Origin of the sequence: Clostridium sartagoforme (assembly GCF_039521405.1) — a bacterium.
Taxonomy (GTDB): Bacteria; Bacillota; Clostridia; order Clostridiales; family Clostridiaceae; genus Clostridium; species Clostridium sartagoforme.
The window spans coordinates 1-12,937 of record NZ_BAAACH010000020.1 but is presented as its reverse complement, the minus strand read 5'-3'; the positions used below and the strand labels follow the sequence as shown (position 1 = coordinate 12,937).

Below are 12,937 nucleotides of genomic sequence, written 5' to 3'. Positions count from 1 at the left end.
CTTAGCTTCTATAATCGCCATTGATTTTTACATAGTCATAACTTAAATCACAGCCCCAAGCTGTGGAAGAATATTGACCAGAGTTAATATTTACACAAATAGTTATTTCATCATTTAATAATATTTCCTTTGCTTTTACCTCATCAAAAGGTAATCCCATACCACATTTGCAAATATCTATTGTTCCTACTGAACTTTTAAATGATAAATCTACTTTATTAGGATTTATATTTATACCAGAATATCCAAGAGCACATAAAATTCTGCCCCAATTAGCGTCACTTCCGAAGATAGCTGTTTTTACTAATGGTGAATTAATAACGCTTTTAGACAATATTTCAGCATCTTTAACTGATTTAGCATTATAAACTATACATTCAATTAGTTTACTAGCACCTTCACCATCTTTAGCTATCATTTTTGCTAAAGCTATATTAAGAGTATTTAAAACCTTTAAAAATAAATAGTAATTAGAATCCTTCTCTTGAATTTTTTTATTATTAGCTAATCCGTTAGCCATTACTAATACCATGTCATTTGTGCTAGTATCTCCATCAACGCTTACCCTGTTATAGCTAATTTTAGTACTTTCTTTTAAAGCTTCTTGAAGCATTTCCCCGGAAATATTCAAATCAGTAGTTATAAATGAAAGCATTGTACCCATGTTTGGTTCTATCATTCCAGAACCTTTTGCCATTGCACCTATAGTTATTTTTTTATCATCAATAGTAAATTCAAAAGCTAGCTGCTTTTTGTATGTGTCTGTTGTCATTATTGCAGTTGCAGCATCTTCATAGCCATCCTTAGATAATCTTTCAGTAAGTAAGGGTATGCCATTTTTTATAGCATCTATATTAAGAGGGATGCCTATTACCCCTGTAGATGCCACTAAAACATCATTAGCTTTTAATTTAAGAGCTTTAGCTTGAAGTTCAGTCATTTTTTTAGCTTTAGCTAATCCATCCTCACCATTACAGGTATTAGCATTTCCACTATTTATTATGATGGCTTGAGCCTTTTTATTTGATAGATGATCTTTAGTTATATATATAGGAGCCCCTTTAACTTTATTTTTAGTATAAATACCAGCAGCGGTAGCTGGAACATTTGAGTATATAAGGGCTAAATCTAACTTCAAATTATTTTTTTTAAGCCCACAATGGATTCCAGATGCAAGGAAACCTTGAGGAGCAGTAATACCTTTATTATTTATTAATTGCAATTGAAAACCCCCTTTTTATTTAGTTGGCAGTTCACAATTCACAGTTCACAGTTGTAAAGAATCAACTAAAAAAATAACTGTGCACTGTGAATTGTGAACTAAATTAGTTGCATGTTGCAACTAATTTAAGTCCTTCTGTTTCTTTTAATCCTAAAATAATATTCATATTTTGAATTGCTTGTCCTGCAGCGCCTTTTATCATATTGTCTATAGTACTTACTATTATTAAGCCATCACCTCTATGGTTTAAGTGTAGTGATATATTACAATTGTTAGTATATTTAACATCTTTAATAGAAGCTATATCTCCAAGTTCAAGAACATTTATAAAGGATTCATTTTTATAAAAGTCACAGTATAATTTATGAATTTCTTTAATATTAACTTCTTTATTTGGAGTACAATAAATTGTTGATAAAATACCTCTATTTATTGGAAGTAGGTGAGGAGTAAAAGTTATTTTTACTTCTTCCTCAGCTATATCTGAAAGACATTGTTCTATTTCTGGGATATGTCTATGACTTCCTATTCCATATGGAGAAAAGTTTTCGTTTAATTCAGCATAGTGTGATTTTAAAGTAAGTCCTCTACCTGCTCCAGTAGCTCCAGATTTTGAATCACAGATTATATTATCTAGTTTAATTAATGAATTTTTTAATAATGGCATTAACCCAAGCTCTATTGATGTTGGATAGCATCCAGGATTAGCAATTATTTTATGTTCTTTAATTTTTTCTCTATTATGCTCTGGAAGGGCATAAATGCTACTTTTGTGAAGATTCTTATATAAAAACTTTTTTCCATACCATCTTTCATACTCATATTCATTGTTTAATCTAAAATCAGCTCCAAGATCTATAAGGATTTTATTGTTTTTATTAACAAGTTCTGCAATTTCTTCACTAAGCCCATGAGGCAAAGCAGCAAATATTACATCACATTTTTCTATAACTTCTTCTTGATTTTCACATATTAAGTTTGTAACTCCATAAAAGTTTTTATATATAGAAGAAATTTCTTCACCTTCATAAGAAATTGAACTTATAGCTTCAATAGTAACTTTAGAATGATTTAGTAAAAGTCTAATTAATTCAGCGCCTACATATCCAGTTGCACCAATTATTCCTACTTTAAGCATTGTAATGCCTCCTTAGTACTTTCTATTGATTTTAAAAGTAAATCTAGCTGTATTTTAACTGAAGAGGAGCTAGGTCCACCTAATACTTTTCTTTCTTCAACACAAGTTGTTAAGCTAATTGCTTCATATATGTCTTCTTTAAAAACAAGAGAAAACTCCTTAAGCTTATCTAATGAAAGATCATCAATTGCAATATTTTCTTTTATACAATAAAGAACTATTTCACCAACTATTTCATGAGCAGTTCTAAAGGGTACATTATTTTTCACTAAATAATCAGCAACATCTGTAGCATTTGTAAATCCCATAGAAGCGCCTTTTTTCATAGTTTCTTTGTTAATTTTTAATGTGTCTAACATTCCATTAAAAGTCCTAAGAGATATAGTTACTGTATCTAAAGCATCAAATAATGCTTCTTTATCTTCTTGCATATCTTTGTTATAAGCTAGTGGAAGTCCCTTCATAACAGTAAGAAGAGTTATTAAGTCTCCATAAACTCTTCCTGTTTTACCTCTTACTAGTTCAGCAACATCAGGATTTTTCTTTTGAGGCATAATGCTACTTCCTGTACTATATTCATCAGATAACTCTATAAAATTAAATTCATTAGTAGCCCAAATGATAATTTCTTCAGAGAATCTTGATAAATGCATCATTATCAAGGACATGTTTGATAATGATTCTATGGCATAATCTCTATCAGAAACAGAATCTAAACTGTTTAATGTAATAGAAGCAAAGCCTAAATCCTTTGCTACTGAAAGCCTATCTATATTATAGGTTGAAGTTGCAAGAGCTCCACTTCCTAAGGGCATTTCATCCAATCTTTTATAGCAATCAATCAGCCTGCTTAAATCTCTTTTAAACATTTCAGAATAGGCAAGAAGATGATGAGCAAATGTAATTGGTTGTGCTTTTTGCATATGGGTATAGCCAGGCATTATAGTATCAATATTTTCTTTTGCCTTTTTATAAAGTGTTTCTTGAAGAGAGATAATATCATTTACAATATCTATAAGATATTTTTTTAGATATAGCTTAGTGTCTAAAGTGACCTGATCATTTCTACTTCTTCCAGTGTGAAGTTTTTTACCTTCTTCACCTATATAATAAGTTAAAGTTTCCTCTATAAAGCTATGAATATCTTCAGATGCTTCATTAATTTTTATAACTCCATTTTCTAATCTTTTTAAAATTGTTTCTAAACCTTCTGCTATTTTTATACTATCTTTATCAGATATAATATTTTGTCTTCCTAACATTTTTACATGGGCTAAGCTACCAAGAATATCTTCTTTATACATTCTTGAATCTGTTCTAATTGAAGAGTTAAAGTCATTAACTAATGAATTAACTCCTTTTTCAAAACGTCCACCCCAAAGCTTCATTTTACTTACCAGCCTTTTTTAAAGCTTCATTCATTTTTGCTTTAACAGTTATAGGTAGACCAAATAAATTTATAAAACCAGCAGAATCTTTTTGATCATATACAGCATCTTCTCCAAATGTTGCATATTCTTCACTATATAATGAATAAGGAGATGTCATTCCAGCATTAACTATATTTCCCTTGTATAATTTAAGTTTTACTTCACCAGTTACAGTTTCTTGAGTCTTACTTACAAAGGATGAAAGTGCCTCTCTAAGTGGAGTAAACCATTGACCGTTGTAAACTAATTCTGCAAATTTTAAAGCAACTAACTCTTTATAATGAGAAGTTTCTTTATCAAGACAAATTTCTTCAAGATCTTTATGAGCTCTATATAGGATAGTTCCACCTGGAGTTTCATAAACACCTCTTGATTTCATACCAACTAATCTATTTTCAACCATATCAATTATTCCAATGGCATTTTCTCCACCAATTTTATTAAGTTTTTCTATTAATGTAACACCATCTACTTCTTCACCATTTAGTGCAACTGGAATACCTTTTTCAAATTTTAATGTAATATAAGTTGCTTTATCTGGAGCATTTTCTAAAGTATTAGATAATTCTAAGATTTTATCGTATTTAGGTTCGTTATTTGGATCTTCTAAATCTAAACCTTCATGACTTAAATGCCATAAGTTCTTATCCTTGCTATAATTAGTTTCATAACTTATTGAAATAGGAATCTTTCTATCTAAAGCATATTCTATTTCTTCTTCTCTTGATTTAATATCCCAAATTCTCCAAGGAGCTATAATATCCATATCTGGTGCAAAGGCTTTGACAGCAAGCTCAAATCTAACTTGATCATTTCCTTTACCAGTACAACCATGGCAAATTGCATCTGCACCTTCAGCAAGTGCAATTTCAACTAATCTTTTTCCTATAATAGGTCTTGCAAAAGAAGTCCCTAAAAGATACTTTCCTTCATATATTGCATTAGCTTGAATAGTTGGAAAAATATAATCATTAACAAATTCAGAAGTTAAATCTTCGATATAACATTTTGAAGCTCCAGTTTTAATCGCTTTTTCTTCTAAACCTACTAATTCATCTTTTTGTCCAACATTTCCAACAACAGCAATAACTTCGCAGCCATAATTTTCTTTAAGCCAAGAGATGATTATTGAGGTATCAAGTCCTCCAGAATAAGCTAGTACAACTTTGTTAAATTTTTTCATATAATTAAGCCCCCTTATATATTTATAACTTTTTTATTACCAAAAAAGTTAAGTGCATTTAATAATTGCTTTTTAATCCAATAAAAGCTATGTTTATAATTATACGACTTAAGGTATAATTATGCAATAAATAATTTCATATTTATTCAATATTTATGTATAAAAATTTAAAAATGAAGGATTTTTATATACTTTAATGAATTTTTATAAGTATTAGTGAATATAAATAAAAAACTATAGCAACTTTATTCTTAGCTTTGCTATAGTTTAATTGAAATTATGTTAAATAAGTTAATTATATTAAAGTTTAAAATAAGTTTTTAATATCAGGTTTTTGTAAGTTTTTTAGATGTTCAGCATTATATCTTAGTACATGGAGAGTTGCTAAGGATTCAGCTTTATCCTCTCCCTCTATATAAAGGGAGAGCTTTAAAGATTCATTCATAAGAAAATCATAATCTGCATGATTTAAGTATATAGCAGGAATTGAATCTCTTTCTTTTATAAATTCTAATAACTCAACTGAAGTTTCATATGCTAGTAATTCATTTTTATCATCTAATAAAACTTCAATTTCTTCGCATTTCATGATTATATCATCACAAAGAGATACAAATTCATTATTAAGAAATAGTAATGAAAAAACTAATACTATAAAAAGGAGTACAGAAATAACACTGTTTTTCATTATTTTACCTCCTTATTATTATGTAATTGATAAACAAATTTACCATTTGTATCTGTCATTGCAATTAAAACATTTTTAATTGAATTTATATTGTATTTTTTCAACTCACTTTTAACCCAATCATCAGTTTTATTACAGGAAGTTAAAGCGTTTTTATTTATTTTACCATCCAGTATGTAGATGACAGGTAATTGAGGTTTAACTTCTTTAGTTTTATTATTAGAATTATTATTAGAAGAATCTTTTCTAGATTTATCAGAAGTTAAAAATGACATTTGACCATTGTTTTCTAATATTCCAAATTCTATTTCACTTAAATCAAAATATCCAGCAAGTCTTATTTCTTCCATGAGTTCATCTAAATTAATTTGTTGTTTTCTTAATGTTTCAAAATTTATTTTACCTCTAGTAATTAATATACAAGGTTCACCTTCTAAAATTTTTCTAGCTTTTTGGCTTTTTAATTGAATTATAGATAACACTGTTTTTATAAATAGTAAAGTAATAATAGGTATAATTCCTAATATTAAAGGTAATCTTGTATCTTGCATAGGTAAAGCAGCTAAGTCTGAAATCATTATAGTAATTACAAATTCATAAGGTTGTAATTCACCTATTTGTCTCTTTCCCATTAATCTAATCACAAGTATTACTAAGGCATAAAGAAAAATGGTTCTTATTAGTACAATAAACATGTAAAATCACCTCATAAAACATAGTATTCGTATAAATTAACAAGTTTATTCTTATATTAATAAAGATTAATATAGTAGGAAATTTTATAGATTTTTTTCATATACAGTATATAATATTAAATAAAGATGTTTAGAAAATATTGACAAAGTTTATTTCAAGGAGGACGAGGAATGAATACTTTTAAAATAATTTATAAAAACAAAGAGCATTTGGTTAACAAAGGAACTACTTATAAGGAATTTATAGAAAACTTTTTAAATATTGATTCAACTAAAATAGCATTATGCAGATTAGATAAAGATTATTATGAATTATTTCGCGAAATATATAGAGATGGAAAAATAGAATTAATAGAATTTGATAGTCCAATAGGATACAAAATTTATACTAGAACTCTTCAATTTATTTTTATAAAAGCTACATTAGATCTTTATGATAATTCAATTATAACAATTGAGCATAGCATTGGAGACGGTGTATTTGGTGAGCTTCATAAGGAAGAAGTATTAAATAAGGAAGATATAGATAAGATAAAGGTTCGTATGAAGGAGCTTATAGATGAAGATATTCCAATAAAAAGGATAAAAGTTAAAAGAGAAAAAGCTATTGAAATATTTACAGGATATGGCATGGAAGATAAGGTTTCATTGTTAAATCATGTGAATTTTGAAAATGTTAAGTTATATGAATTAGATGGAAGATATGATTATTTTTATGGGCAAATGGCATATTCAACAGGAATTATAAAAGCTTTTGACTTAATGTATTATGAACCAGGATTTGTGCTAAGATATCCTAAAAAAAGTGATTTAAATGTTGTAGCAGATTTTAAAGAAAATAGAAAGTTATCTCAAATATTTATAGAAACAGAAAGATGGCTTAATATTTTAGATGTTGGAGAAGTTGGTTCATTAAATGATAAAGTAGAAAATAAAGAATTTAGAGATTTGGTTATGGTTTCAGAAGCTCTTCATGAAAAGAAAATTGCTCAAATAGCAGATATGATAAATGAAAGAAAAGAAACAAAAGTTGTATTAATAGCAGGACCAAGTTCTTCTGGCAAAACAAGTTTTGCTAATAGATTATCAATACAGCTTAGAGTAAATGGACACGTACCAATCCCTATATCTTTAGATGATTACTTTGTAGATAGAGATCATACTCCAAAAGATGAAAATGGAGAATATGATTTTGAAAGTGTATATTCATTAGATTTAGATTTATTTAATAAACATTTATGCAGTTTGTTAAAAGGCGAAGAAGTAGAAATTCCAAGTTATAATTTTAGAAGAGGGGAAAGAGAATGGATAGGTCATAAACTTATTCTTCCAAGTAATGGAGTTCTTTTAATAGAAGGAATTCATGGATTAAATCCTATTTTAACATCAGCTATTTCAGATAAGCAGAAATTTAAAATATATATATCAGCATTAACACAATTAAATCTTGATAATCATAATAGAATTGCAACTACCGATATAAGAAGAGTAAGAAGAATAGTTAGAGATTACTTATCAAGGGGATATGGCGGAGAAGATACATTAAAGATGTGGCCATCTATTAGAAGAGGTGAGGAAAAAAATATTTTCGTTTTTCAAGAAGAAGCAGATGTAATGTTCAATTCTACCTTAGTTTATGAATTATGCGTATTAAAGAAATATGCCTTAGAAGAGTTAGACAAAATTAGTGAAGATAGTTCAGTGTATTTAGAAGCAAGCAGATTAAAATCTTTCTTAGGATTCTTTAAAGAAATAGATAAAGACTGTGTTCCAACAAACAGTATCCTACGAGAATTCATTGGAGGAAGCGTGTTTTATAAATACTAATATTTAGATTAGGTCACAGTTCACAAGATACAGTGCACAGTTATTAATTAACAATTAGAGAAAACTGTGAATTGTGAACTGTAAACTGTGAACTGAAATAAACTTGGGGGTTTTTATGGTATTAAAAAGTGATTATGGGAAAATAATTTTAGAGGTAAATGATAGCAATGTTATTTATAAAAAGTTATTTAAGAAGTATATTATAAAAAAGAGTGATATTAGAAGTATATTTTATGATGAAAGTGTTTTAGGGATACTAACTTATAGTGGTAGAGTTTACTCTATTAGTATAAATTCGATTTTATGGAGTGAAAGAAGTAAACTTGATGAGTTAAGAAAAGAATTAAATAAGGAAAGCATATTATTTAATTATAGTAAAATTACAAATCAAGGCTTATCATTTTTTATCTGGTGGATACCGTACACAATAATAAACATCATGAAACTTAGATTAGAAATAATGTTACTAGTTATGGTTTTTATTTTATTTATAATAGCTTATTTTTATAGAATTTCTAATAGGAATAATATCATTTATAATATTGATACAAATGAACTTGAAGTTATAAGAAAAAATAATATAGTAAAGTATAAAAAACGTGAAATAGATGAAATTAAAGTAAGAAAACAAAGTACTTATGTAACAGATATTCAATTTATAAAGAATAAGAAAAAATACGATATTTATTTTAAAGAAAGTCCATATTTAATAAAAATATATAGCGTAAGTTTAGTTAAGCTTTTCAATTAAACCGTATCTTACGTGAATTCATTGGAGGAAGCGTATTTTATAAACAATAGTTTTAATTAGTTCACCGTGAACAGATTACAAGGCACAGTGAATAGTTATTAATTATCAACTAGATAAGACTGTAAATTATGAAATACAAACTGAAGTAAATATACTAACTATTAGCATTATATTGTCTTAAATATGTAGATTATTAATTGAAACATATATATAATATTTCTGACAATAAAAAAAGATGAAGCCAGTGGATGGTGCTGATATGATTATTAATTATTAGCTTTCAACTGGAAAATGGAGGTAACAATGAGTAGCATGGGTGTTTTTGATATATTGGGACCTATAATGGTAGGACCCTCTTCTTCACATACAGCAGGGGCAGCAAGATTAGGTAAAGTTGCACGTGCAATTGCAGGGGATGAAATTGTAGAAGTTACTTTTTTATTACATGGATCTTTTGGCAAAACCTATAAAGGCCATGGTACAGATAGAGCATTAGTTGCAGGAATAATGGAAATGGATCCATCAGATAAAAGGCTTAGGGATTCTCTTGAAATTGCAAAAGAAAAGGGAATAAAAATAACATTTAGGGATGAAGATTTAGGTGATTATCATCCTAATACTGTTAGATTTTTGATGAAGTGTCAAAATGGAAAAAGTTGCGATGTTATAGGAAGTTCAGTAGGTGGAGGAAATATCGAGATAGTCGAAATAAATGGAAATAAAGTTAAATTTACTGGAGCATATGCTACTATAATAACTTCACATAAAGATATACCTGGAACTGTAGCAAAAGTAACTAATATTTTATATAGTCATAAAGTTAATATAGCCTTTTTAAATTTAGGAAGAAGTCAAAAAGGAAAAAATGCTACTATGACCTTTGAAGTAGATAGTAAAATTTCAAAGGATTTAATTGAAGAAATTAAATCTGTTGAAGGAATAGAACAAGTAATACTTATAAATAAAGTGGAGGAAGGTGAGTAGTTTGGACATAGCAAAATCAGGAGAAGAACTTATACATATATGTGAAGAGCAGTCAATTTCATTAAGTGAGTATGCAATAATAAGAGAAATGGAAGATAATGATTTATCAAGAGAAGAAGTATTTTTGAAGATGAAAAAAACATTAGATGTCATGAAAGATGCAGCATCAGAAGCAAGAGAAAAAGAAATATTTTCAGTTAGTGGTTTAATAGGTGGAGATGCATATAAAATGCAGCAATACTTAAAATCAGGAAATTCCTTAACAGGAGACACTATGGTTTTAGCAATGTCCATGGCACTTTCATCCTCAGAAGTTAATGCATCTATGGGAAAAATAGTTGCTTGCCCTACAGCAGGATCATGTGGAATTTTGCCTGCAGTAATATTGACAGCAGGAGAAAAACTTAATAAAAATGATGAAGAACTAATGAAAGCATTATTTGCAGCAGCAGCTGTTGGAATGATTATAGGAAGAAACGCTACATTTGCAGGAGCAGAAGGTGGATGCCAAGCAGAGTGTGGATCAGCCTCAGCAATGGCAGCATCAGCTGTTGTAGAAATGATGGGTGGAACACCTAAAATGTCCTTAGATGCAGGAGCTATAGTTTTTAAAAATATACTAGGATTAGTTTGTGATCCAGTTGCAGGATTAGTTGAGATTCCATGTGCTAAAAGAAATGCTTCAGGAGCTATAAGTGCATTATGTACAGTTGACTTAGTTATGGCAGGGGTAGAATCAAAAATACCTTTTGATGACACTGTATCAGCAATGTATAAGGTAGGAAGAAGCTTACCAGCTGAATTAAGAGAAACAGCTCTTGGTGGAGTTGCAGTAACTAAGGCAGGACTAGCGCTAAGGAAAAAGGTTTATGGAGAATAGTAAAGGGATTGTGAAGCAATCTCTTTTAGTTCACAGTGCACAATTCACAGTTCACAGTTTTTTGGATAAGGTAACAGGTAACAAGTTATAAACTTAAAATTAAGGATGAAAAAGTTAAGTTATGGGGAAAATCCTTAAGGGATTTTAAAAAAGATATGTACATCTACTTCAGGCAAGCTTCGTTAGATGGGCTTTCATACTAAGTTCAGTTATCGTTACACCCAACTTTACTAAGTATTCAATGCCTCGCACATAGTTTAAGTTTTGCACAGCAAAGCACCTTAATTCTTTCATTTTTTAATTTTTTCATTCTTTCATTTATAAATTGCTTCGCAATTTAAATCAATTTGAGTTGGTTTTTCTAGCAATGAATTTTATTTAAATTAAAATCTAACCTATAGAGTAGACACGATAAAAAAGTCTATTCTATGGGTTTTTCTATTTGTAATAGGGCTAGTACAGTATTATATCTATGAAATGTTTAATATATATAAATTTTATAGTGAAAATCAGGAATATTTGTAAATTATCAAAATAAGAGATTTTGATAATTTCTTAGTAAATGGACAACTAATTGGAGATAAAGGGACTAGACCTATAAAAGAAACTAAATCAATAGTAAAATCATCAGACAATACAAATGTATATAGTGCTAATTCTACTGATAACTTAATTTATAATTTAGGATTAAATAAAAACTCAGGTACTCAGAGTTTAAGGTTTAAACCTACTAAAGAAACTTATACAAGATATTTAATATTCAATAATGGTAAAAATAATGAACTATTATGTGTATATATAGGAAGTGACAATAAATTAAAGGTTGCAACAAGAAAAAGTGATGATGCGTGGAATGAAATTATAAGTACAACTGAAACAGTTAAATTTAATACTAATAATTTTATGGCATTAAGATGGCAAAATACAAAAGATGGCTTAAAGGTGATATTAAATTTAAATGATACTAAGATAGAAGCTATAGCTAATAATTTTAAGGATTTTACAGGGGCAAATACTTCCATAGGGGCAGTTACTGATGGTAGTAATAACTCAAAATCAGAAATAAGTGAATTTAAATATTCAGATAAGGTTACTAACGACAGTATAATTAAAGATGAATTAACATTAGTTAAGAATTCTAAAAGCGGATTTATAGAAAATACAACTGAAGTATTTCCGTTAGAAGGCAATTCAGCTGGATTAAATGGAAGTAAGGCTATAATAGATAAAAGTAAAGTTATAGAAAATGGGAATAATATAGCAAACTACATTGTTGATTCAAGAGAACTTGCATATAATCTAGGAATAAGAAATAATCAAGGTAATATAAACTTATGGTTTAATACTAAGGAAAAAGATAAACTAAGATATATTTTATATAGTAAAAGCATTGATAATGGAATACTAACAGCATATATAAATGCACAAAATAAAATCGACATAGCATTAAGAAATAAAGCTAGCACTTGGAAGGTTGTAAAAACATTAGATGAAACAATAGAAGTTAACAAAGATTATATGCTAAATTTAGGCTGGAGCGGCACTAATGAATCAATAAATTTAACTATTAATCTTAATGATAAAAAATATACTGTAACAACAGGAGATTATATAAATTTTTCAGGAGCAAAAACACATATAGGCTCTGCTGATGGAACATCGTCATTATCTGGAGAAGTAAAGCAGTTAATCTACAGTAATAATTATATTGGTGATGAAAAAGTTAATGAAATATATCAAAAAGGTAAGGGAAACTATTTAAAAGTAAAAAGCGAAAATGGTTATACCTATGAAAATGATAGAATAAAAACCATAAATCATAATGGATTTAATTATAAATTTAATTATGATAAGGCTGGAAATAACAGTGAAGTACTAGTTGGAACTCAAAAGCTTATAACAAATAACTATAATTTATTAACAGGAAACCTAGATTCAAGTACCTATGGAAATGGACATAGTGTAACTTACCAGTATGATAAATTAGATAGGATTATAGGCAAAAAGTTTAATGGAGATACAGAAAATAGATATACTTATGATTATGATGCAAATGGAAACTTAGCACTACAAAAAGATAATACCACTGGTATATCTACAAGATATTTATATGATTTTTCTAATAGATTATCAAAAGTT

Annotated in this window: 11 protein-coding genes; 5 read left to right on the top strand and 6 right to left on the bottom strand. The window is 28.3% G+C overall.

Annotation, left to right across the window (positions count from 1 at the left end; all coding sequences use genetic code 11):
* Position 1 precedes the first annotated feature (1 nt).
* The 6 genes from argJ to ABDZ60_RS09865 form a co-directional block, all read right to left on the bottom strand.
* Positions 2 to 1,222 carry a bifunctional glutamate N-acetyltransferase/amino-acid acetyltransferase ArgJ gene (argJ, locus tag ABDZ60_RS09890; protein ID WP_343777866.1) on the bottom strand — a complete coding sequence of 407 codons (1,221 nt, stop codon included), beginning with the start codon at positions 1,220 to 1,222 and terminating at the stop codon, positions 2 to 4.
* 103 nt (positions 1,223 to 1,325) lie between these two features.
* Positions 1,326 to 2,360, bottom strand: coding sequence for an N-acetyl-gamma-glutamyl-phosphate reductase (gene argC, locus ABDZ60_RS09885; protein WP_016205951.1), 1,035 nt, complete (start codon positions 2,358 to 2,360; stop codon positions 1,326 to 1,328).
* A complete protein-coding gene (gene argH / locus ABDZ60_RS09880) occupies positions 2,348 to 3,748 on the bottom strand; it encodes an argininosuccinate lyase (RefSeq protein WP_343777863.1) in 1,401 nt (466 codons plus the stop codon). Before argH ends, argC begins: the two co-directional genes overlap by 13 nt.
* A 1-nt stretch (position 3,749) precedes the next feature.
* Positions 3,750 to 4,973, bottom strand: a complete 1,224-nt coding sequence (locus tag ABDZ60_RS09875; protein WP_343777861.1) for an argininosuccinate synthase — start codon at positions 4,971 to 4,973, stop codon at positions 3,750 to 3,752.
* A 307-nt stretch (positions 4,974 to 5,280) separates the two neighbouring features.
* Positions 5,281 to 5,661, bottom strand: a complete 381-nt coding sequence (locus ABDZ60_RS09870) for a DUF4363 family protein (RefSeq protein WP_343777859.1) — start codon at positions 5,659 to 5,661, stop codon at positions 5,281 to 5,283.
* Positions 5,661 to 6,356: a DUF421 domain-containing protein gene (locus ABDZ60_RS09865; RefSeq protein WP_343777857.1), complete on the bottom strand. Its 696-nt coding sequence runs from the start codon at positions 6,354 to 6,356 to the stop codon at positions 5,661 to 5,663. Before ABDZ60_RS09865 ends, ABDZ60_RS09870 begins: the two co-directional genes overlap by 1 nt.
* 171 nt (positions 6,357 to 6,527) lie before the next feature.
* Between ABDZ60_RS09865 and ABDZ60_RS09860 the strand changes: the two genes are divergently transcribed.
* The 5 genes from ABDZ60_RS09860 to ABDZ60_RS09840 form a co-directional block, all read left to right on the top strand.
* Positions 6,528 to 8,183, top strand: a complete 1,656-nt coding sequence (locus tag ABDZ60_RS09860; RefSeq protein ID WP_343777855.1) for a nucleoside kinase — start codon at positions 6,528 to 6,530, stop codon at positions 8,181 to 8,183.
* 115 nt (positions 8,184 to 8,298) lie between these two features.
* Complete coding sequence (locus tag ABDZ60_RS09855; protein WP_016205945.1) at positions 8,299 to 8,934, top strand: hypothetical protein; 636 nt, start codon at positions 8,299 to 8,301, stop codon at positions 8,932 to 8,934.
* A 303-nt stretch (positions 8,935 to 9,237) separates the two neighbouring features.
* Positions 9,238 to 9,918 carry an L-serine ammonia-lyase, iron-sulfur-dependent subunit beta gene (sdaAB, locus tag ABDZ60_RS09850; protein WP_016205944.1) on the top strand — a complete coding sequence of 227 codons (681 nt, stop codon included), beginning with the start codon at positions 9,238 to 9,240 and terminating at the stop codon, positions 9,916 to 9,918.
* Position 9,919: 1 nt separating this feature from the next.
* On the top strand, positions 9,920 to 10,798 hold the full coding sequence (gene sdaAA, locus ABDZ60_RS09845) for an L-serine ammonia-lyase, iron-sulfur-dependent, subunit alpha (protein WP_343777852.1): 879 nt from the start codon (positions 9,920 to 9,922) through the stop codon (positions 10,796 to 10,798).
* Between the two features lie 942 nt (positions 10,799 to 11,740).
* The coding region (locus ABDZ60_RS09840; protein ID WP_343777850.1) for a hypothetical protein at positions 11,741 to 12,937 on the top strand (1,197 nt) is incomplete at its 3' end.